Source organism: Rhizobium sp. SG741, from assembly GCF_012275435.1.
In the GTDB taxonomy this organism is placed as follows: Bacteria; Pseudomonadota; Alphaproteobacteria; order Rhizobiales; family Rhizobiaceae; genus Rhizobium; species Rhizobium lusitanum.
In genome coordinates this window covers 67,895-90,239 of sequence record NZ_JAAZQP010000016.1, presented here as the reverse complement: position 1 = coordinate 90,239, position 22,345 = coordinate 67,895, and the positions used below count along the sequence as shown (strand labels likewise).

The 22,345-nt window shown below is 59.2% G+C and carries 19 protein-coding genes; 7 read left to right on the top strand and 12 right to left on the bottom strand.

The features are described 5' to 3' along the window. Nucleotides 1–9: 9 nt before the first annotated feature. Entirely contained in the window at nt 10–1,419 is a 1,410-nt protein-coding gene (locus tag FHT29_RS29980; protein WP_168600831.1) for an RsmB/NOP family class I SAM-dependent RNA methyltransferase, read from the bottom strand. Continuing rightward, nucleotides 1,416–2,402: a zinc metalloprotease HtpX gene (htpX, locus tag FHT29_RS29975; RefSeq protein ID WP_168600830.1), complete on the bottom strand. Its 987-nt coding sequence runs from the start codon at nt 2,400–2,402 to the stop codon at nt 1,416–1,418. The genes FHT29_RS29980 and htpX overlap by 4 nt, the downstream gene beginning before the upstream one ends. Before the next feature lie 108 nt (nt 2,403–2,510). On the opposite strand from htpX, the gene FHT29_RS29970 reads away from it, so the two are divergent. Next, nucleotides 2,511–2,738 carry a DUF1674 domain-containing protein gene (locus FHT29_RS29970; RefSeq protein ID WP_047559527.1) on the top strand — a complete coding sequence of 76 codons (228 nt, stop codon included), beginning with the start codon at nt 2,511–2,513 and terminating at the stop codon, nt 2,736–2,738. An 84-nt stretch (nt 2,739–2,822) separates the two neighbouring features. Then, complete coding sequence (locus tag FHT29_RS29965) at nt 2,823–3,815, top strand: hypothetical protein (protein WP_168596411.1); 993 nt, start codon at nt 2,823–2,825, stop codon at nt 3,813–3,815. Nucleotides 3,816–3,895: 80 nt separating this feature from the next. Here the strand turns inward: FHT29_RS29965 and acs are convergent, their stop codons facing one another. Then, nucleotides 3,896–5,854, bottom strand: coding sequence for an acetate--CoA ligase (acs, locus tag FHT29_RS29960; RefSeq protein WP_168596410.1), 1,959 nt, complete (start codon nt 5,852–5,854; stop codon nt 3,896–3,898). A gap of 222 nt (nt 5,855–6,076) precedes the next feature. Between acs and FHT29_RS29955 the strand changes: the two genes are divergently transcribed. Continuing rightward, on the top strand, nt 6,077–6,781 hold the full coding sequence (locus FHT29_RS29955) for a DUF1013 domain-containing protein (RefSeq protein WP_037195643.1): 705 nt from the start codon (nt 6,077–6,079) through the stop codon (nt 6,779–6,781). 259 nt (nt 6,782–7,040) lie between these two features. Here FHT29_RS29955 and FHT29_RS29950 read toward each other — a convergent pair whose 3' ends face one another. Further along, entirely contained in the window at nt 7,041–7,700 is a 660-nt protein-coding gene (locus FHT29_RS29950) for a YggS family pyridoxal phosphate-dependent enzyme (protein WP_037195641.1), read from the bottom strand. 200 nt (nt 7,701–7,900) lie between these two features. Between FHT29_RS29950 and leuS the strand changes: the two genes are divergently transcribed. The 3 genes from leuS to holA are packed head-to-tail and all read left to right on the top strand — an operon-like array spanning nt 7,901 to nt 12,093. Further along, on the top strand, nt 7,901–10,531 hold the full coding sequence (gene leuS, locus FHT29_RS29945) for a leucine--tRNA ligase (protein WP_047559391.1): 2,631 nt from the start codon (nt 7,901–7,903) through the stop codon (nt 10,529–10,531). Further along, on the top strand, nt 10,521–11,042 hold the full coding sequence (gene lptE / locus FHT29_RS29940; RefSeq protein WP_047559388.1) for an LPS assembly lipoprotein LptE: 522 nt from the start codon (nt 10,521–10,523) through the stop codon (nt 11,040–11,042). Before leuS ends, lptE begins: the two co-directional genes overlap by 11 nt. A 13-nt stretch (nt 11,043–11,055) precedes the next feature. Further along, nucleotides 11,056–12,093 carry a DNA polymerase III subunit delta gene (gene holA, locus FHT29_RS29935; RefSeq protein WP_168600829.1) on the top strand — a complete coding sequence of 346 codons (1,038 nt, stop codon included), beginning with the start codon at nt 11,056–11,058 and terminating at the stop codon, nt 12,091–12,093. A gap of 125 nt (nt 12,094–12,218) precedes the next feature. On the opposite strand, the gene FHT29_RS29930 is transcribed toward holA, so the two are convergent. The 8 genes from FHT29_RS29930 to hemE all read right to left on the bottom strand — a co-directional run bounded on the left by FHT29_RS29930 (nt 12,219) and on the right by hemE (nt 21,107). Beyond that, nucleotides 12,219–13,103 (bottom strand): ParB/RepB/Spo0J family partition protein, encoded by an 885-nt coding sequence (locus tag FHT29_RS29930; protein ID WP_037195629.1) that lies wholly within the window; start codon nt 13,101–13,103, stop codon nt 12,219–12,221. 31 nt (nt 13,104–13,134) lie between these two features. Then, the gene (locus FHT29_RS29925) at nt 13,135–13,932 is read right to left on the bottom strand and encodes a ParA family protein (RefSeq protein WP_037195627.1); all 798 of its coding nucleotides are present in this window, start codon (nt 13,930–13,932) and stop codon (nt 13,135–13,137) included. A gap of 22 nt (nt 13,933–13,954) precedes the next feature. After that, the gene (gene rsmG / locus FHT29_RS29920) at nt 13,955–14,572 is read right to left on the bottom strand and encodes a 16S rRNA (guanine(527)-N(7))-methyltransferase RsmG (RefSeq protein WP_113084806.1); all 618 of its coding nucleotides are present in this window, start codon (nt 14,570–14,572) and stop codon (nt 13,955–13,957) included. A 25-nt stretch (nt 14,573–14,597) separates the two neighbouring features. Then, nucleotides 14,598–16,478, bottom strand: a complete 1,881-nt coding sequence (gene mnmG, locus FHT29_RS29915; protein ID WP_168600828.1) for a tRNA uridine-5-carboxymethylaminomethyl(34) synthesis enzyme MnmG — start codon at nt 16,476–16,478, stop codon at nt 14,598–14,600. 108 nt (nt 16,479–16,586) lie between these two features. Next, entirely contained in the window at nt 16,587–17,924 is a 1,338-nt protein-coding gene (gene mnmE / locus FHT29_RS29910; RefSeq protein ID WP_246703179.1) for a tRNA uridine-5-carboxymethylaminomethyl(34) synthesis GTPase MnmE, read from the bottom strand. Nucleotides 17,925–18,062: 138 nt separating this feature from the next. Then, complete coding sequence (gene rho, locus FHT29_RS29905; protein WP_092573064.1) at nt 18,063–19,328, bottom strand: transcription termination factor Rho; 1,266 nt, start codon at nt 19,326–19,328, stop codon at nt 18,063–18,065. Nucleotides 19,329–19,527: 199 nt separating this feature from the next. After that, on the bottom strand, nt 19,528–20,073 hold the full coding sequence (gene hemJ / locus FHT29_RS29900; RefSeq protein ID WP_168600827.1) for a protoporphyrinogen oxidase HemJ: 546 nt from the start codon (nt 20,071–20,073) through the stop codon (nt 19,528–19,530). Then, entirely contained in the window at nt 20,073–21,107 is a 1,035-nt protein-coding gene (gene hemE / locus FHT29_RS29895) for a uroporphyrinogen decarboxylase (protein ID WP_168600826.1), read from the bottom strand. The genes hemJ and hemE overlap by 1 nt, the downstream gene beginning before the upstream one ends. Before the next feature lie 401 nt (nt 21,108–21,508). On the opposite strand from hemE, the gene FHT29_RS29890 reads away from it, so the two are divergent. After that, nucleotides 21,509–22,330 (top strand): pyruvate, water dikinase regulatory protein, encoded by an 822-nt coding sequence (locus FHT29_RS29890; RefSeq protein WP_037195616.1) that lies wholly within the window; start codon nt 21,509–21,511, stop codon nt 22,328–22,330. Nucleotides 22,331–22,345 lie beyond the last annotated feature (15 nt).

Genomic DNA, 22,345 nt, shown 5'->3' with positions numbered 1-22,345 from the left:
AGAGTGCGACTAACGCGTGCGTCGCAGCATGGCGGCGAAAAATCCGTCGAGGCCGGAGGCAAAGCCGCCGGTCAGCGGCAGCATGTCCGGCGTGGTACGGAAAGCGCCGAGAGGTGAGATCGCTGCTTCGAGGCCGGGCCAGTCGCCGGGCGTGATCGGAACGCGCTCGACACTATCAGTATCGGCGAGAAGACGGGCAACCAGATCCTCGCCTTCTTCGGGATCGAGCGAACAATTGGAGAAGACCACCAGGCCGCCGGGCTTGACCAGCGTCAGGGCATGGCGAAGCAGGCGCTCCTGCAAGGCGGCAAGCTTGGCGATATCCTCCGGGCCCTTGGTCCAGAGCACGTCGGGATGACGGCGGGTGGTTCCCGTCGAGGAGCAGGGGGCATCGAGAAGGGCAGCATCGAAAAGCGCGTCAGGCTGATATTTGCTCATATCGGCAACGACGGTCTCCGCTTCCAGCCCGAGACGCGCGAGATTGGCCGACAGCCTCTTCAACCGATTGGCGGATTGATCGAGAGCCGTGACCTTGCCGCCGGCAAGGATCAACTGCGCCGTCTTGCCGCCGGGCGCGGCACAGAGATCGACGATCCGCTTGCCGGCGAGCGAGCCGAACAATTTCGCCGGAATACTGGCGGCGGCATCCTGCACCCACCATTCGCCCTCCTCGAAGCCCTCAAGCGAGGGAATGGACCCTTCGAAAGCGGCGAGCCGCACGCCGCCGGTCGGCAGCACCACGCCATTGAGGCGTTTCGCCCAGCCTTCGGCATCGGATTTCACCGTAAGATCGATCGCCGCCGGCTCAAGCTGCGTGTCCGAAATTTTGAGTGCAGCCTGCGCCCTGTAGGCTGATTCCAGGCGGGAGAGAAACCAGGCCGGCATCGCCGGCACGCTTGCGACCTGTTCTAGAATGGCCTGCTTCTCCCGCCCGATGCGCCGGAGAATGGCGTTGACCAGCTTGGCAAAGCGGCGATTGCGGGGATCGCGATTGGCCTGCTCGACGGCAAGATCGACGGCGGAATGATCCGGCACATCGAGATAGAGCATCTGCGCAGCACCGACCACCAGCACGTGATGCAGGGCGCGAGCGCCTTCCGGCAGCGGCGCATCGAGCAGAGACGATATCGCCGCTTCGATGCGCGGCAAATGCCGCAGCGCGCTGTTCAGGATGGCGCGCACCAGCGCCCGATCGCTATCGCTGAGCGCCTTGTAGGCAGGATTGCCGCCCTCCGCATCCAGCATGCCGTCGAGCGGTGTCTTGCGGTCGATGACGGCAGCCAGAATCTTCGTTGCGGCCGCGCGCGCGGCAAAGCCGGGCTTCGCAGGCGCCGAATCATGCTGGCGAGCCTCAGCCGGCCCCTTGCCCGATCCTCTTCCGTCCTCGTTGAAGCCTTTGTTTTTCTTGTCAGAACTCAAGACCAGGGTCCCTTCGGCGGTTGCGAACCACCGCGACCCGTATTCGGTACGGAGCGCGATTTGCGTTCCGGATTAGCAGTCAAGACCGGTCCCGTCGAGCCAAAGCCGGACGGCGCCTTGGCCGAAGGGCCGCCGCCGCCGCCATAGCGTGCCATTTCATGCAATGCGGCGATGCGGTTTTCCGTGTTCGGATGCGTCGAGAACAGATTGTCCATGCGCTCGCCCGACAGCGGATTGATGATGAACATATGCGCCGTCGCCGGATGGCCTTCGGCCGCTTCGTTCGGGATATGCTCCGCCCCACGGGCGATCTTGCCAAGCGCCGAGGCCAGCGATAGTGGATTGCCGCAGATTTCGGCGCCACGGCGATCGGCCGAATATTCGCGTGTGCGGCTGATCGCCATCTGCACCAGCATTGCCGCCAGAGGGGCGACGATCATCGCCAACAGGACGCCGATCATGCCGAGCGGATTGTTGTTGTCGCGGCGGCCGCCGAAGAAGAAGGCGAAGTTGCCAAGCATGGAAATGGCGCCGGCAAGCGTCGCCGTGATCGTCATGGTCAGCGTGTCGCGGTTCTGCACATGCGCAAGCTCATGCGCCATCACGCCGGCCACTTCGTCCGGCGTCAGCGCATGCAGCAGGCCGGTCGAGGCGGCAACGGCGGCGTTTTCCGGGTTGCGGCCGGTGGCGAAAGCATTCGGCTGCGGACTGTCGTAAAGATAGACCTTCGGCATCGGCAGGCCGGCATTGCGGGCGAGATCCCGGATGATCCGGTAGAATTCCGGGGCGCTGCGCTCATCCACTTCCTGCGCATTATAGGTGGAAAGCACCATGCGGTCGGAATTCCAATAGGAAAAGAAGTTCATGCCGGCGGCAACGACAAATGCGATCAGCATGCCCGATTGACCGCCGATCAGATAGCCGACGCCCATGAACAGGGCGGTCATGAAGGCAAGCAGCATGGCGGTACGCATGAGATTCATCGAGGGGTCTCCAACACATCTGTCGTCCAAACCTTTTTCTTTGCAGCCGGACGCACTATGATTTGGCTATTCATCCGCCTATTTCAACGGTTCCGGACCGATCGCCTCATGCAGACAGCAGATAACGACAATAAATTAGACACCGAAGCCGGTGAAATCACCCGCAAGCCGCTCTCGCCCGCCGCCAGGCGCGCGTTGGCAGAAGCGGAAGAGCGCCGCAAGGCGCAGGAAGCTCAGGCGCAGGCCGAACTCCCCCCCGAAATCGGCGGCCGCGGCGGCGCCGATCCCGCCCGCTTCGGCGATTGGGAGATCAATGGGCGGGCTATCGATTTTTGAGACACATTGCTCATCACCATGATGAGAAGGAGCCACTACGCCCAATAGCCGATACTGCTATCGTTGGGAAACAGAGGGGAAATGATGCCTGTAGGTTTCTCCCAGGGACTGTCCTTCGATCAGAGCCGAACAAATTGGGATGGTACAGGCCCCCGGCCACTCGCTTGGTCTGTTTGGTACCCGGCCGACGATGAAGCGATAGAGACGCCACCATTGGCGCCATCATGGTTTAAGCAGGAAGCCGTCGCGTACGATGCGCCGATCAAGCTGACGTCCGATCCGCTGCCGGTCGTCATGTTGTCCCACGGCTCGGGCGGCGTCGCGGGCGGCTTGAGCTGGCTTGGGCATCGTCTGGCGCAATCCGGCTTTGTTGCCCTGGCGATAAACCATCATGGTCACACGGGCTCCGAGCCCTATAGGCCCGAAGGCTTCCTGTGTCTCTGGGAACGGGCCAGCGATTTAAGCGCATTGTTCGACGCCGATGATTGGAAAGAGGTTCTGGGAGCGACATTCGGGAACCGCGCCCACGTCGCCGGCTTCTCCGCCGGTGCTTATACGACGCTGCTGCTCTTGGGAGCACGCGTGGCATACTCCCAGTTTGAACCTGATAATCCTCGAAAGAGCCCAGTGCGAGGCCCAAGGGAATTCCCTGATTTGGCCAAGCATATCCCTTCACTTCTACATGACAGAATTTTTCTGGAGTCGTGGAATCGGCGAAGGGAAAACTTCAAGGACGAAAGATTTGTGAACGGGCTGGCGATTGCGCCTGGCCGCTCGGTTCTCGGCTTTGCCGAGGACAGCCTCGAACAAATAAATGCGCCGGTTCAAATTATAGGAGGCGATGCGGATACCATCGCTCCCGCGAACGAATGCTGCGTTTGGCTTCACGAAAAGATCCGACCCAGTTCCCTTGAGATCCTCCAGGGAGGAGTAGGTCATTACACCTTTTTACCAGAACCCACGCCGCAAGGCATAAAGACGTCGCCGGAGATATTTTATGACTCCGGTTTGCAGCGAAGAAGCGTACACGATCATGTCGCTCGCTCCGCGATTACCTTTTTCAGAGCTTCCGGATGAGCCTTGAAAATTAGACGAGGATTTAGCCTCGTCTAATCCTGAGGCATTCTCCCTACCAGCCGAAGCAGCGCGGGGTTCACCTAAGCCGCATCGGCCTTGTTCTGTCTATTGGCGATCAAATCATCAACGACAGCCGGATCGGCCAGTGTCGACGTATCCCCAAGCGCGCCGAAATCGTCCTCGGCAATCTTGCGCAGGATGCGGCGCATGATCTTGCCGGAGCGGGTTTTCGGCAGGCCGGGGGTGAACTGGATCTTGTCCGGCGAGGCGATCGGGCCGATTTCGGTGCGAACGTGCTTCACCAGCTCCTGCCGCAGCGCGTCCGAACCTTCCTGGCCGACCATCAGCGTCACGTAACAGTAGATGCCCTGGCCCTTGATCGAATGCGGATAGCCGACGACAGCCGCCTCCGAAACATGCTTGTGCGATACCAGTGCCGATTCGACCTCGGCCGTGCCGAGGCGATGGCCTGAGACGTTGAGCACGTCATCGACGCGGCCGGTGATCCAGTAATAGCCGTCCTCGTCGCGCCGGCAGCCGTCACCCGTGAAGTACTTACCCTTGTAAGTCGAAAAATAGGTCTGGATGAAGCGCTCGTGGTCGCCATAAACAGTGCGCATCTGGCCGGGCCAGCTGTCGGCGATGACGAGATTGCCGTCGGCCGCACCTTCCAGCACATTGCCTTCGCTATCGACCAGCTCCGGCTGGACGCCGAAAAAGGGCAGGGTGGCCGAACCGGGCTTCAGGTCCGTCGCGCCCGGAAGCGGCGTGATCATATGGCCGCCGGTTTCCGTCTGCCACCAGGTATCGACGATCGGGCTGCGGCTGTCGCCGACCACCTTGTAGTACCATTCCCATGCTTCCGGATTGATGGGCTCACCCACCGTGCCGAGCAGGCGCAGGCTGGAGCGCGACGAACGCTTGACGAAATGATCGCCGGCACCCATCAGCGAGCGGATCGCCGTCGGTGCGGTGTAGAAGATATTGACCTTGTGCTTGTCGATGACATCCCAGAAGCGGCCCTGGTCGGGATAATTCGGTACGCCTTCGAACATCAGCGAGGTCGCCCCGTTGGCGAGCGGCCCATAGACGATGTAGGAATGGCCGGTCACCCAGCCGACATCGGCCGTGCACCAGTAGATATCGCCGGGGTGATAGTCGAACGTATATTCATGCGTCATCGCCGCATAGACGAGATAGCCGCCCGTCGTGTGCAGCACGCCCTTCGGCTTGCCGGTGGAACCCGACGTATAGAGAATAAAGAGCGGATCTTCCGCCTTCATCTTCGCAGGCGGACAATCCGCCTTCACCTTGGCGATAGCCTCGTGATACCAGAGATCGCGGTCGGCCTCCCAGGCAACCTTGCCGCCGGTGCGGCGGACGACCAGAACATTCTTGACCGCAACCTCCTGCTTGGCCGCGATCTGGATCGCCTTATCGGTGTTTTCCTTGAGCGGGATGGATTTGCCGCCGCGAACGCCTTCGTCGCAGGTAATGACAAAGGTCGATTCGCAATCGACGATACGACCGCCCAGCGCCTCGGGCGAAAAGCCGCCGAAGACGACCGAATGCACCGCGCCGATGCGGGCGCAGGCGAGCATGGCGTAAGCCGCTTCCGGGATCATCGGCATATAGATGGTGACGCGATCGCCCTTCTTGACGCCGTGCTTCTTCAAGACGTTCGCCAGTCGGCAGACCTGCTCGTAGAGCTCGTTATAGGTGACCTTCTTGTCGATATAGGGATTGTCGCCTTCCCAGATGAAAGCGACGCGGTCCCCGTGCTTCTTCAGGTGCCGGTCGATGCAATTGTAGGAGACGTTGGTCACGCCGTCCTCGAACCATTTGATCGAGACCTTGCCGGTAAACGACGTATTCTTGACCTTGGTATAAGGCTTGAACCAGTCGAGGCGCTTGCCATGCTTGCCCCAGAATTTGTCGGGATCCTCGACGCTCTGCTGATACCATTTCTGGTATTTCGCCTTATCGATCAAAGCACGCGCCTTGACCGGTTTCGTCACCGGGTGAATCTTTTCCGACATTCTCTCCTCCTCGAATTCCGGCACCCCTGTCGCAATTATGGGTGCTCTTTCCGCCCAATCAATAGCAGGTCAAACTACGACAGCAATTGGACAAAGTGCATTTCATACTCAAAGAATTGCAATTCCGCGACACTACCGTTATATAGGGCAATATTTCCCGGACAATGTGGTGTTACACCCCGGACCGCGACACCGGCGCGGACTGACAGAAGGACTATATCTATGGCTCAACAATTGCTCATGCCGAAGGCAACTGCCATCTGGCTTGTCGACAATACAGCCTTGTCATTCGACCAGATCGCGCAGTTCTGCAAGCTGCATCCGCTCGAAGTGAAAGCCATTGCCGACGGCGAAGCCGCACAGGGCATCAAGGGCCAGGACCCGATCTCGACCGGCCAGCTTTCGCGCGAGGAAATCGCCCGCGCCGAAGCCAATCCGAACCACAAGCTGAAGCTCTCCGAGCCGAAGGTCCGCGTGCCCGAATCGAAGCGCCGCGGCCCGCGTTACACGCCCGTTTCCAAGCGCCAGGATCGCCCGAATGCCATTCTCTGGCTGGTGCGCAACCATCCGGAACTGAAGGATGCGCAGATTTCCCGCCTCGTCGGCACCACCAAGTCGACCATCGAGCAGATCCGCGAGCGCACCCACTGGAATTCGGCCAACCTGGCACCGATGGATCCGGTGACGCTCGGCCTCTGCAGCCAGATCGACCTCGACATGGAAGTCGAAAAGGCCTCCAAGGGCCGTCCGCTGCCGACCGCCGCCGAACTCGGCGCGACACTGCAGCCCGCCCAGGAAACCGAAAAGCTCGGCTTCAGCTATGAGCGTGACGAACCTAAGGAAAAGGAAATCGACGCCGACGCCGTCTTCGCCAAGCTGAAATCGCTGAAGTCGACCACCCGCGACGACGACGACGATCAGTTCTGAGATCCGGCATTATCGGTTGCAAATACGAAGGCCCCGTCGAAATCCGGGGCTTTTTGTTGCTGAGCAGCCGCGGGCCATACTCGATAGAACCAAGTTCTATACAACGACCGTGCGCAGAAGGTTAGCGCCTCATGGTGAGGTGTGTAGGCTCCTGAGCTTGTCGAAGGGGCCGTAGCCTCGAACCACGAGGGCGAATGGTGGACGACCACACGCATCTCTGCCCGACCCATGACGGCGTTGCCTTTGTTTTCGATTGGATCTACCGCGCCCCGAAAATCGCTGAGCCGACGCGAACGCTTGTCGCGCCAAAGGCGACGGCAATTTCATAGTCGCTTGACATGCCCATGGAGAGCTTTTCCACGCCTGCTTTTTTGGCAAGCTTTGCGAGCAAGGCAAAATGCGGCCCCGGATTCTCGTCCGCCGGCGGAATGCACATCAGGCCTTCGATCGAAAGTCCGAGCTCCTTGCGGCAGAGATCGACAAAGGCGGCGGTATCATCAGGTGCGATCCCAGCCTTTTGCGGCTCCAGACCGGTATTCACCTGCACATAGAGCCTGACGGTCTTGCCTTGCCGTTTCATTTCATCGGCGATCGCACGGGCGATCTTTTCCCGATCGATCGTTTCGATGACATCGAACAGCGCCACGGCATCGACGGCCTTGTTCGATTGCAGCGGCCCGATCAGGTGCAGCTCGATCCCAGGCGTCTCGGCCTTCAGCTCTGGCCATTTGCCCTGGCTTTCCTGCACGCGGTTCTCGCCGAACACGCGCTGACCGGCCGAAATTGCCGGCCGGATCGCAGCGGCATCGAACGTTTTGGAAACGGCAACGAGCTGCACGGCACCATCAGGCCGACCGGCCTGACGCTCCGCCGCCGCGATGTGGGAACGAACTTCGTTCAGGCGCTCTTGAAGTTCCATCTTTTCGCCTCGATATTCACGCTTGCTTCTCAGACTTTGCAGTAATGAGGCGAGCGGCCTTTGCCAAGGGCGATTGCGCCGGAATCCAGCTTTGCTTTGCAAGATAAGGCACTTGCCGCGCCTGCTAAACTTGACGCTTGGGTGGTTTCGTGGTGAAGGTCACGCCTTAATCCCCATGATTTTCCGGAATACAAAATCAGATGACGACCGAACGTTATAATCCGCGCGACGCCGAGCCTCGCTGGCAGCAGAAATGGAACGAGGACGAGGTCTTCGTGACCGACAACGCCGATCCGCGGGAGAAATACTACGTTCTAGAGATGTTTCCCTATCCGTCGGGCCGCATCCACATGGGTCATGTGCGCAACTACGCCATGGGCGATGTTGTTGCCCGCTACAAGCGGGCGCGCGGCTATAACGTGCTGCACCCCATGGGCTGGGATGCCTTCGGCATGCCGGCGGAAAACGCCGCCCGCGACAACAAGGTGCATCCGAAGGAATGGACCTACCAGAACATCGCCTCGATGCGCACACAGCTGAAAGCCATGGGCCTGTCGCTGGACTGGAGCCGCGAATTCGCCACCTGCGACGTCGACTACTATCATCGCCAGCAGATGCTCTTCATCGACATGATGGAGAAGGGTCTGGTCTATCGCAAGAAATCCAAGGTCAATTGGGACCCGGTCGACAACACCGTTCTTGCCAATGAGCAGGTCATCGACGGGCGCGGCTGGCGCTCCGGCGCCCTGGTCGAGCAGCGCGAGCTGACGCAGTGGTTTTTCAAGATCACCGAATTCAGCCAGGAGCTGCTTGATGCCCTGGACACGCTCGACCATTGGCCCGAAAAAGTACGGTTGATGCAGAAGAACTGGATCGGCCGCTCCGAAGGCCTGTCCATCCGCTGGGAGATCGTGCCGGAAACCGCGCCCAATGCCGATCGCGAGATCACGGTCTACACGACGCGTCCCGACACGCTGTTTGGCGCGTCCTTCCTGGCGATATCGGCAGATCATCCGCTGGCCAAGGAAGCCGCTGCGAAGGACCCGGCCATCGAAGCCTTCTGCGAGGAGTGCCGCCGCGCCGGCACCTCGCTGGCAGCACTCGAAACCGCCGAGAAGAAGGGCATGGACACCGGCATCCGCGTCCGTCATCCCTTCGACCCCTCCTGGGAATTGCCGGTCTATATCGCCAATTTCGTGCTGATGGATTATGGCACGGGCGCCATCTTCGGCTGCCCGTCGGGCGACCAGCGCGATCTGGATTTCGCCCGCAAATACGATCTGCCCGTTGTGCCTGTTGTCATGCCCGCTGATGGCGATGCTGCGAGCTTTACCGTCGGCGACGTCGCCTATGACGGCGACGGCGTGATGATCAATTCGCGCTTCCTTGACGGCATGAGCACCGAGGAAGCCTTCCAGACGGTGGCGACGAAGCTCTCTGAGACGAGCCTCGGCAACACGCCGCAGGCGGAACGCAAGGTGAATTTCCGCCTGCGCGACTGGGGCATCTCCCGTCAGCGTTACTGGGGCTGCCCGATCCCGGTCATCCATTGCGATGATTGCGGCGTGCTGCCGGTGCCGAAGAAGGATCTGCCGGTCAAGCTGCCTGACGACGTGACTTTCGACCAGCCCGGCAATCCGCTCGACCGGCACGCCAGCTGGCGGCACGTCGCCTGCCCGCAATGCGGCAAGGATGCCCGTCGGGAAACCGATACGATGGATACCTTCGTCGATTCGAGCTGGTATTTCGTCCGCTTCACCGCACCTTGGGAAAACCAGCCGACCGACCAGTCAGCAGCCAACCGCTGGCTGCCGGTCGATCAATATATTGGCGGCATCGAGCATGCGATCCTGCATCTGCTCTATTCGCGCTTCTTCACCCGCGCCATGCGCGAAACCGGCCATCTTGACGTCAAAGAGCCCTTCAAGGGCCTGTTCACGCAGGGCATGGTGGTGCACGAAACCTACAGCCGCGGCCAAGGCCTGACGCGCGAATGGGTATCGCCGGCCGATATCAGCATCGAGGAAGTGGACGGGCAGCGCCGGGCAACGCTGCTGTCGACCGGCGAGAACATCGCCATCGGCTCCATCGAGAAGATGTCGAAGTCTAAGAAGAACGTCGTCGATCCCGATGACATCATCGCGTCCTACGGTGCCGATACCGCGCGCTTCTTCGTGCTTTCCGATTCGCCTCCCGATCGCGACGTCATCTGGTCCGAAGCGGGCGTCGAAGGCGCCCACCGTTTCACGCAGCGCATGTGGCGCCTGGTCTCCGAAGCGGCCGAGGCTCTGAAGTCCGTCGAGCCGACTCCGGCTAAGGAGGGCAAAGCGCTTGCGGTTTCACAGATCGCGCACCGCACGCTGAAGTCCGTTCAGGGCGATTACGACAAGCTCGCCTTCAACAAGGCCGTGGCGCGCATCTACGAATTCGTCAACGCGCTGGCTGCGCCGCTGGGCAAGGTTGCGGCTGGCCAGGCCGACGCCGCCTACTGCTCCGCCGTTCGTGAAGCCGTCGAGATCCTGATTGCGCTGGTTGCGCCGATTACGCCGCATCTGGCCGAGGAATGCTCGGCAGCACTCGGCAATAGCCACATGATCGCGACCAGCCCCTGGCCGACTTATGACGAGGTGCTCGTCGTCGAAAACGAGATCATCTATCCCGTTCAGATCAACGGCAAGAAACGCGCTGAATTGACAATCGCGCGCGATGCAGATCAGAATGCCGTCCAGCAGGCCGTGCTTGGCCTGGATGCCGTCAAAAGCGCGTTGAATGATCAGGCGCCAAAGAAGATCATCGTCGTTCCACAGAGGATCGTAAACATTGTCGTCTGATACTCTTTTCAAGTTCGCCCGCATTGCCGGCGTAGCATCTCTGATGGCCGCTGCCGGCCTTCTGTCCTCCTGCCAGGTCAAGCCGCTCTATGCCGTCAGCACCGGCGTGACGCAGAAGCTGTCCGAGGTCTCTTTCTCAGACGCCACTTCGCGCGTCGGCCAGCAAGTCCGCAACCAGCTGATCTTCATCGCCGGGCGCGGCGCCGGCGAGACCAAGACACCGAAATACACCGTCGATCTGGGCGTCAGCTCGGGCACGGGCGGCGTTATCTACCTGCCGTCCTCCGATACGTCGGGAGCTGGCCGTACGACCGTCACCGCATCCTTCACGCTGAAGGATGCCAGCAACGGCAAGGTACTGAAGTCCGGCAGCCGTTCGGTCACGTCGCTGGTGGATTTCCCGTCGCAGGAATTCGCCAAGCAGCGTGCGATCCGCGATTCGGAAGATCGCGCTGCCCGCGAGGTCGCCGAAATGGTGGCTGCCGACATCGCTGCCGCGCTCAGCCGCTGATCAAGGGCGCGGCATGGCGGAAATCAAGTCTCACGAATTTGACGGATTCCTCCAAAATGCCGCGCGGAACTACCGGATTTTTGTCGTTTATGGCCCGGATCGCGGCCTGGTTTCCGAACGCGCGGCCCAAATCGCGGCCAAGACCGGAGTCGATCTGAAAGATCCTTTCTCCGTTATCAAGCTCGATGTTACCGACCTGCAGAGCGATGCAGGCCGCTTGCTCGACGAAGTCAATGCCATCGGCCTCTTCGGCGGCGAGAAGCTCGTCTGGATTCGCGGCGCCGCCAACGAAAAAAGCCTCGTCGATTCGTTGCAGATCATCGCTGATAACCCGCCGGATGCGAGTTTTGTTATCATCGAGGCAGGCGATCTCAAGAAGGGGTCGGGGTTGCGCAAGGTAGCCGAACCGTCTCGCGCGGTCGCGACAATTCCCTGCTACGCAGACGACATTCGCGCGCTCAACGGTCTCATCGATACTGAGCTGGCAAATGAAAATCTCCGCATCACGCCCGCGGCCCGCCAGGTGCTGTTGGAGCTTCTCGGCGGCGACCGTATTGCCTCGCGCAACGAAGTCCGCAAGCTGGCGCTCTATTGCCGCGGGCAGGGTATGATCGAGGAAGAACATGTTACCGATATCATCGGCGATGCCAGCGCGATCTCCACGGACGACGCCGTCGACGCCATCCTGAAGGGCGATTCGGAAGCGTTCCTGCATGCCATGCAGAAGATCGCCACCTCGAAAACGCCGATGTTTCTCGTGCTGCAGGGCTGCCTGAGGCAATTTCAATTGCTCGATACGATGCGGGCCGAAATGGACGAAAAGCGGCTGGCGCCAGCGCAGGTCATGCAGACACTTGGGCGCCACCTGCATTTTCGTCGCAAGCCGATCATCGAACAGGCACTCAAGAGTTGGACAGCGCCAGCCATTGCGCGCGAAATGAACAGGCTGCAATCCGCCGTCCTGCAGACGCGCCAGCGCGCCAGCCTGGAGGATACGATCGCGACCCAGACCCTGCTGGCAACGACGCTGCAATCCGCCCGCAAGGGCTGATGTTTCACGGGAAACATGTTTCCGCGCACATCAGCGCTTCATGGGCCCGCTTATGCGGGCTAACCTATTGTTTTTTTATGCAATTCAGGGATAAAAAACCGTTGCGGACTTTTCCCGCAACCGCTCTAGCGCCGCTCCAGCAGCCGGCAAATCTCTTCCAGTTGCTCGAGGGTCTTGTAGGATATCTTTACCTGACCGCCATTGCCGCGATGGTTGATCGCGACATCCAGTCCGAGCGCATCGGATAGGGTACGCTCGAGCGCCAGCGTATCGGAATCCTTCTCGTCCTTGCGGGTTCCGGCGGGACGGGGATCGTTCTGGGCCTTGATGTCATTCTGCGCCAGACGCTCGGCATCTCGGACCGACATGCCCTTGGAAACGATCGTGCGGGCAAGGGTCGCGGGGTCGGAGGTCGACACCAGCGCGCGCGCATGACCAGCGGAAAGGCTACCGGCAGCGAGCATATCGCGCACTTGATCGGGAAGCTTCAGAAGACGCAGGGAATTGGCGACATGGCTGCGGCTTTTGCCGATGATCTCGCCGAGATCATTCTGGGTATATCCGTGCTCGGCAATCAGCTGCTCATAGCCCAGCGCTTCTTCGAGCGGATTGAGATCCGCACGCTGAACGTTTTCGACGATGGCAATTTCCAGCGCGGTCTTGTCGTCAACATCACGAACGATGACCGGGATCTCGACCAGGCCGGCCAGCTGTGCCGCGCGCCAACGTCTTTCGCCGGCTATTATTTCATAACGATCGGTCGAAACGGGGCGAACGACGACCGGCTGCACAATCCCGTGCTGGCGAATGGAGCTGGCGAGATCATGCAGCTCGGTTTCGTCGAAATAACGACGGGGATTTCGCGGGTTGCGGGCGATGAATTCGATCGGCACCATACGATCCGGATTGACCGGCGGTCTTCCAACATCCACCGGCGTCGGCTGGTCCATCTCTCCGATAAGAGCCGCCAATCCGCGCCCAAGACGCCGTTTCGAAAGATCATCATTCATCGCCGATACTCACCCTGGAACAAATATTATATCAGGCTGCAGCCTTACGCTGCCTCTCCCTTTGAATCACTTCCGACGCCAACTGCAAATAAGCTTGGCTGCCCGCGCATTTCAGGTCGTAGAGAATTGCCGGCTTGCCATAAGAAGGGGCCTCGGACACGCGAACGTTGCGCGGAATCAACGTATGGTAGACCTTTTCACCCAAATGCGTGCGAACGTCGTTCACGACCTGCTGCGCGAGATTGTTGCGGGAATCGAACATTGTCAACACGATGCCCTGAATGTCGAGCGATGGATTGACGGTACGCCGAACCTGATCCACCGTCTCAAGCAATTGACTAAGGCCTTCAAGAGCGAAGAACTCGCACTGCAGCGGTACCAACACCGAGTGTGCGGCCGCCATGGCATTCATGGTTAACAAATTAAAAGAGGGCGGGCAATCGACCAATATATAAGAGAAGGCGAGGGCGTCCGAACCGGACAACGCACGTCGAAGCCGAAAGACGCGATCCGGCTGTTGCGCAATTTCCATCTCGACGCCAAGCAAGTCCATTGTCGATGGCACGATAAAGAGATTCGGTACAGCAGTCTCCAGCACGGTTTCCAGGATCGTATGCGTACCGGTCAAAATGTCATAGGATGAAAGCTTCCGATTTCGTCGCTCGATGCCCAGGCCGGTGCTGGCATTGCCTTGCGGATCGAGATCAACGATCAACACGCGCTCGCCGATCGCGGCGAGGGCCGTGGCCAGATTGATCGCGGTCGTCGTCTTGCCAACGCCGCCCTTCTGATTTGCGATGGTAATAATCCGATTTCGCTCGCCGATCATCTGCCGCACATCCAATTTATGGTTAAATCAGGCGCCGAAGGCGGCTTAACTCCAGAATAACAGAATCCCGCTCAACGACACTCTGGTGTTTTAACAGATCGAATCCCCAACGACCACGGGCTTTCTGAAGCTCGCGCTCGTAATCCCGGCCTTTATGGAGCAAGAGACGTATATTTTCGTTGCGCTCCACCCACGGTGCGGCGTAGTCCAGCAACATGTCCAGTTCCGCAAGGGCGCGCGCGGAGATCACATCGCAGTTCTGAATAGTCGCTGGAGCCTCTTCGATCCGGACGGCATGAACTGTGCCACGAGCGCCGCATTCACGTAGACAAACCCTGAGAAAGGCCGCTTTTTTCTGGTTACTTTCGACCAGATCGACATGGCCTCCACCCTGCTCGGCCAGCAGAATCGCGGTAATGACGCCCGGAAACCCGCCCCCGCTGCCCAGGTCGACCCAGTGAGCAGGTTTTGGATGTAGTTGGAAGATCTGCGCGCTATCGGCAATATGTCGCCGCCAGAGGTCATCGACAGTCGACGGCGCAACCAGATTGATCGTCTTAGCCCACTTTTGAAAGAGTTCCGCAAAATGCTGCAGACGTTCCTGTGTTTCACGTGAAACACGTACACCGTTTAATTCCATAATTGGACTCTCAAACCTTGCAGGATCAGGAAACGAGCTTCCGCTCGTCAACACTGCCCAGCTTTCTCAAATGAGCCAGCAACAACGAAATTGCCGCCGGCGTCATCCCGTCGATGCGCGAGGCCTGGGCGATATTCTTCGGTCGGGCCAGGCTCAGCTTCTGCTTCAGCTCATTGGATAAGCCGGACAGAACGGCGAAATCAAACTCCGCAGGGATAAGGCGTTCTTCCTCGCGCCGCGTCTGAACGATATCAGCGGTCTGCCGGTCCATGTAGACGGCGTAAGCGGCCTCGATTTCCACGGCCTCGACAACACCTCGCTCAATCGAACGCAGTTGCGGCCAAAGCTTGGACAGCGATTCGATGGATTGACCGGGATAAGAAAGAAGCTCGTAAGCTGAGCGCCGCTGGCCGTCCTTGTTCAGATGCAGCCCCGTCTTCTCGGCCTCACTCGGCGTCACATTCAATTGCTTCAACTGGTTACGAGCCTGCCCCAGCTTTTCCAGATAAGCGTTGAACCGCACGCCACGCGCAGCGGTCACACATCCGATCGATAGGCCAACCGGCGTCAGGCGCACGTCAGCATTGTCCGCCCGCAGCGACAGACGGTATTCCGCGCGCGACGTGAACATGCGATAGGGCTCGGCGACACCGCGCGATGTAAGATCATCGATCATCACACCGATATAGGATTCAGTGCGGCTGAGCTCGATTGCTTGACCACCAGAGGCAAAACACGCGGCATTCAGGCCCGCAACCAGGCCCTGCGCGCCGGCTTCCTCATATCCAGTTGTGCCGTTAATCTGGCCGGCGAGGAAAAGACCGGGAATCTTTTCCACTTCCAGGGACAGTTTCAGCTCGCGAGGATCGACGTGATCATACTCGATGGCGTAGCCGCATTGTAAAATCCGAACTCGTTCCAGACCCGGAATGGTTCTGATGAAGCTTTCCTGCACATCCTCGGGTAGCGACGTCGATATACCGTTGGGATAGATCGTCGTGTCATCCAGCCCTTCCGGCTCAAGAAAGATCTGGTGGCCATCACGTTCGCCGAACTTGACGATCTTGTCCTCGATCGACGGGCAATAGCGCGGTCCAACACCTTCGATCTGACCGGAATACATGGCCGAGCGCTTCAGATTGTCGGCAATGATCTTGTGCGTCGCCGGCGTCGTGCGGGTGACACCACATTCGATCTGTGGATTCACGATGGAATCCGTCATGAAGGAAAAAGGCGTCGGATCTTCATCCGCACCCTGGCGGCCGACCGAATCCCAATCGATCGTCGTGCCATCCAGGCGTGCCGGTGTGCCGGTCTTCAGACGACCAAGCGCCAAGCCATGACGCAGCAAAGTGCCGGATAGCCCGATCGACGGTTCTTCCCCGACCCTGCCAGCTGGAATTTTCTTGTCACCGATATGGATCAAGCCGCGAAGAAAAGTCCCCGTCGTCAGCACCACGGCGCCGCAGGGGATCACTCTGCCATCTTTCAAGGTGACTGCGGAAACTCGCCCGTGCTCGATGGCGAGATCGAATGCATCACCTTCGATGATATCGAGATTCTCTATCGCGGCGATCTCCGCCTGCATAGCCAGGCGATAGAGCTTACGATCAGCTTGCGTTCGCGGACCGCGGACGGCTGGCCCCTTCTTCCGGTTCAGCATGCGAAACTGAATGCCGGCCGCGTCAGTCACTCGCCCCATCAGGCCATCAAGCGCGTCGATCTCGCGGACCAGATGACCTTTTCCAAGGCCGCCGATCGCCGGGTTGCACGACATCACACCAATCGTACTGCGCTTGTGGGTGATAAGCGCCGTACGCGCGCCCAGGCGCGCAGCCGCAGCAGCTGCTTCGCTGCCCGCATGGCCACCGCCCACGACGATCACATCATATGTTCTGTCGAGCATTATCAAAGTCCTCGTAATGCCGCTTGTTTGGCACAGCGATTTCAGGAGTCAAGAAGGTTTCACGTGAAACGTTATCTCTGGTGTGCCGATCGCGCTGTTTCACGTGAATCATTTGCCGATACAGAATTCCGAGAAGATGACATCCAGCAAATCCTCGACATCTACCCGGCCCGTAATCCGGCCGAGACTATTTGCGCTCCGTCGAAGATACTCTGCCCGTATATCAAGACCGGCCGAAGCCGAGGCAACCGCCGCCGTCAGCGCCTCTAAGCTATCCGAAAGAAGCGTACGATGACGCGTTCTGCTCGGCAAAGCCAGAGAGAGGGAACTGGAGCGGCCTCGCAGATCCTCCAGCAGCAATGCATGCAACTCGGCAAGACCAGCTCCCGTGGCGGACGAGATGCGCAGTTCATAGTCGCCGTCAGCTTCATCGGGATAAATGTCGGATTTGGTACCGATCCTGACGACTCTGCCGACAAATCCCGGAAACTCCAGTTGAACCCGTTCACCGATCTCCGCCAGCGAAAGGACAATATCGGCATCAGCGGCCGTCCTCAGCGCACGCCGAATGCCCTCACGCTCCACGACTTCGTCCGTATCGCGCAGACCCGCAGTATCGTAGAGCTTAACGGCGTAGCCATCGATATTGAGATCGACATGCAGAACGTCACGGGTCGTCCCGGCAATTTCGGTAACGATCGCCACCTCGCGGCGCGCCAGCACATTCATCAGGCTCGACTTGCCGGCATTCGGCGCACCGGCAATCACCACCTTCAATCCGTCCCGAATGATCTCGCCGAAATCCGCTCCCGCAAGATGATCCGCCAGTTCCAAGCGGAGCTTGGCCATGTCGCTCCAGACCAGATCCGAAACCGAGCCCGGCACATCTTCCTCGTCGGCAAAATCCAGCTCCGCCTCGATCAGCGCGCGGGCGCGCGTCAGGCGATCCGCCCATCCGTCATAGAGCTGCGACAGACCACCGGCCGCATGTTCCATCGCCAGCCGCCGCTGCATCTCCGTCTCAGCGCTGATGAGATCGGCTAGACCTTCGACCTCGACAAGATCCATCTTGCCGTTTTCCAATGCCCGGCGAGAGAATTCACCATGTTCCGCAAGGCGGCATTGTTCGAACGTCGCAAGCTCAGCCAGCAGCGCGGCAACGACAGCTTTACCACCGTGAACATGAATCTCCGCACAATCCTCGCCCGTAAACGAGTTCGGCCCGGGAAAAATAAGCACCAAACCGCGATCAAGAACAAGACCGTTACGAGTCCGAATCGTTTTCAAAACAGCCTGACGCGCGGCCGGTAATGGTCCGACAAGCGATTCTGTGACTTCCAGAGCCTTTGCGCCGCTGATGCGGATCACGGCGACGCCGGAGGGAAGGCCACCGCTGGAGAGTGCGTAGATCGTGTCGCTGGTCACCTGCATGGATTTGGTCCGCATCCGAATCGATTCCGAGTGGAGGCTCATTATCCTTCTCTGGGGAACGGCCTCAAAAGAAATCGGGCCGCCCAAGGCGACCCGATGATATCACATTGTGGGCGCCACCATAATGGCGCCGCCGATGAATCCGGCTAATGATTATGTGTTCATCGACTCGAAGAAATCCGGATTGTTCTTCGTCTGCTTCAGCTTGTCGATCAGGAACTCGATCGCATCGGTGGTACCCATCGGGGCCAGAATACGGCGGAGGACAAAGATCTTCTGGAGATCCTGGCGCGGAACCAGCAGGTCTTCCTTGCGCGTACCGGACTTGAGGATATCCATGGCCGGGAAGATGCGCTTGTCGGCGACCTTGCGGTCAAGAACAATTTCCGAGTTACCGGTGCCCTTGAATTCTTCGAAGATGACTTCGTCCATGCGGCTGCCGGTATCGATCAGCGCGGTCGCGATGATGGTCAGCGAGCCGCCTTCTTCGATATTACGCGCGGCACCGAAGAAGCGCTTCGGGCGCTGCAGTGCGTTGGCGTCGACACCGCCCGTCAGGACCTTGCCGGAAGAGGGAACGACCGTGTTGTAGGCGCGGCCGAGGCGGGTGATGGAATCGAGCAGGATGACGACGTCGCGGCCGTGCTCGACAAGCCGCTTGGCCTTCTCGATCACCATTTCGGCGACCTGGACGTGCCGGACGGCCGGCTCATCGAAGGTCGACGAAATCACTTCGCCGCGCACGGAGCGCTGCATGTCGGTGACTTCTTCCGGACGTTCGTCGATCAAAAGGACGATCAGGTAGCAATCCGGGTGATTGGCGGTGATCGAATGGGCGATGTTCTGCAACAGAACAGTCTTACCGGTCCGCGGCGGAGCGACGATCAGGCCGCGCTGGCCCTTGCCGAGCGGCGCCACGAGATCGATGACGCGCGGCGAAAGATCCTTCGTTGTGGGAACGTCGAGTTCCATACGGAAACGATCGTTCGGATAGAGCGGCGTCAGATTGTCGAAGTGGACCTTGTGACGGATCTTTTCCGGATCGTCGAAATTGATCGTGTTGACCTTCAGCAACGCGAAATAGCGCTCGCCTTCCTTCGGGCCACGGATCGGCCCCTCGACCGTATCGCCCGTCTTCAGCGAGAAGCGGCGGATCTGGGAAGGGGAGATGTAGATGTCGTCCGGGCCGGGAAGATAGTTGGCATTCGCGGAGCGAAGGAAACCGAAGCCGTCCTGCAGAACCTCGACGACGCCCTCGCCGATGATTTCCACGTCCTGGCTAGCGAGCACCTTCAGGATCGCAAACATCAGTTCCTGTTTGCGCATCGTGCTGGCGTTTTCGACCTCGAGCGACTCGGCAAAGGCCAGGAGATCGGTCGGGGATTTGTTTTTCAGTTCTTGAAGCTTCATTTCAGCCATGAAGGGAATTACTCGTTTTTTTATGAGGGGAAAGGCAATGTTGTTCGAATTCAGAACCGCGATAGGGGCGTTCGCGGGAGACAGAATGGATACATGCCACGAAGAAGAGATGGCGGGAAAATAGCGATTCAGTCTATGGCCCGCAAGGGGGGCAGGCAAAATGAAGGAAATTTAACTCCGCCGCTAAAAAAGACCCATCTCACGCAAAGGGTTTCACGACGACAAGTATGACGATCAGGATCATCAACAGCGTCGGCGCCTCGTTCATGAGACGCCAATAACGCGCCGAATGCTTATTCTCATCGCGGGCAAAGGCGCGCGCCGCGCTGCTGAAGTGACCATGAACAGCTGATAGCACGACAACCAGCCCTATCTTCGCATGTAGCCAGCCGCCCTGGAAATCATAAACCGACCAGGCAAGATAGAGCCCGAAAATCCAGGTCAAAATCATCGCCGGCGTTATGATGTAGCGCAACAGGCGCTGTTCCATCACCTTGAACGTCTCGGATTGCTGCGAGCCAGGTTCGGCATCGGTATGATAGACGAAAAGCCGCGGCAGGTAGAACATGCCGGCCATCCATGAGATCACCGCGATAATGTGAAGGGCCTTGATCCAGAGATAGAGATCGGCCGGATGCCAGGCGAAGAGCCCGATCGCCAGGGCTGCGAAGATCAGGATCATGAAATAGGCACGTCGCCCGGCTCTCTGGCCCGGAGCTTTGTCCGTCTGCTTCTCCGTCGTCATCAGCCTCTCCATCCCCGCACGCGCTCGACGAGTGCAGCGACATTGGCCGGGTCCGCCTGCGGCGTTATCCCGTGCCCGAGATTGAAAATCATCGGACCGTTCCCGAGATGCTGCAGGATATCATCGATCCCTTCCTCCAAAGCCCTGCCGCCGGCAACGACGCGCATCGGATCGAGATTGCCCTGCACTGGGCCCTCCTGCTGCAGCTCCTGGGCGAAAGCCAGGGGCACCGACCAGTCCAGACCGATCGCATCCGCACCGGTCTTCTGCCGGTAGGTCTTCAATTGATAGCCCGCACCCTTGGCGAATGCGATGATCCGCGCCTGCGGCCGGCGTGCCTTGACCGACGCGATCATCCTTGCGACCGGCCTGACGGCGAAGGCCTCGAATTCCTTCTCGCCGAGTACACCAGCCCACGAATCGAAAATCTGCACGGCATCGGCACCAGCATCGATCTGCGCCACGAGATAGTCGGCGGATATGTCGGCGAGCAGCATCAGAAGATGTTCGAACGCCTTCGGGTGACGATAGGCGAACAATCGGGCGGGGGCCTGATCCGGCGTGCCGTGACCGGCGATCATATAGGTCGCAACGGTCCAAGGCGCGCCACAGAAGCCGAGAAGCGTCGTTTCGGGGGGGAGGTCCCGCCGCAACCGCCGCACCGTCTCCATGACCGGCGCAAGATGGGCAATCACGCCTTCCGGCTTCAAAGCCAGGATGCCTGCCTCGTCGATCGGATCCATCTCGGGGCCATGTCCCTCGGTAAAGCGGACATTGCGCTTCAATGCGTCAGGAATGACGAGGATGTCGGAAAACAGGATGGCGGCGTCGAAACCGTAGCGGCGTATTGGCTGCAGCGTCACTTCCACAGCATAATCGGGCGTATAACAGAGATCGAGAAAGCTTCCGGCCTTGGCGCGCGTCTCGCGATATTCTGGCAGATAACGACCGGCCTGTCGCATCAGCCATAGAGGGGGAGGGCTCACCGTTTCTCCACCCAGCACCCTTATAATCTTCCGACGTTCACCGGTCAAAGACATCATCCCATATAAAATCAAATATATATCTTAAGGTTTCTATTTCTTAGAGTCGGTGACTATCAAGGATTAAAGTTCATTCATCGCCTATCCAATTTGTCGCGCCACGCCAGCAACTTTTCAGGAATTTACGCGCGGCTATGGGGATATGTGGAAAGCAAAGCAGATCTTCTAATCTTTTGAGTAGGTTGCCGCGAATTGCACTCTCAAGCTTTCTGGGGATAAGTTGGGGAGAGGCGCGGAACTTCCCACCTTGTCCACATTGCCCACAAGCAACGCGAAAGCGACCGGACGAAAAACCCAAATGTGGAAAACTCGGCAGTTTTCCCCTTGCCCAGGACAGGCCGCTTCTCGTACCTCTTTTTTTCCCGGGATATTAACAGGCGATGGAAAGTAGCGTGGAAAACCGAACAAGCTTCTTTCATCTTCACCTGATTTCTGACTCAACGGGAGAGACTCTCATCTCGGCCGGTCGGGCCGCATCCGTTCAATTCCATGCCACGCAGCCGATCGAGCACGTCTATCCGCTGATTCGGAATCGCAAGCAGCTTCTGCCTGTACTCGAAGCAATCGATCACAGTCCCGGCATTGTCCTCTATACGATCGTCGATCGCGAGCTTGCCGACTTCATCGACGAGCGTTGCCGGGAGATGGGCGTGCCCTGCGTCAATGTTCTCGAGCCGGTCATGAATGTCTTTCAGACCTATCTCGGCACGGCATCGCGTCGCCGGGTCGGGGCGCAGCATGTGATGAATGCCGACTACTTCGCGCGCATCGAAGCGCTGAACTTCACCATGGATCATGACGACGGGCAGATGCCCGATGATTATGACGATGCCGACGTCGTCATTATTGGCATCAGCCGCACCTCCAAGACGCCGACCAGCATCTATCTTGCAAACCGCGGTATCAAGACCGCCAATATTCCGATCGTGGCGGGCATGCCTTTGCCGGAAAGCCTGGCCAGGGCGACGAAGCCGCTGATCGTAGGCCTGGTGGCAACAACGGATCGGATTTCGCAGGTGCGCGAAAACCGCATTCTCGGCACGACGCCCGGCTTCGATCGTGGCGACTACACGGATCGCGCCGCCATCTCCGAAGAGCTGAAATATGCCCGCTCGCTCTGCGCGCGGCACAATTGGCCGATCATCGACGTCACGCGTCGGTCGATCGAAGAGACTGCGGCCGCCATTGTTGCCCTGCGCCCCAAGCTGCGCTAAGCGCTGCACATCGCT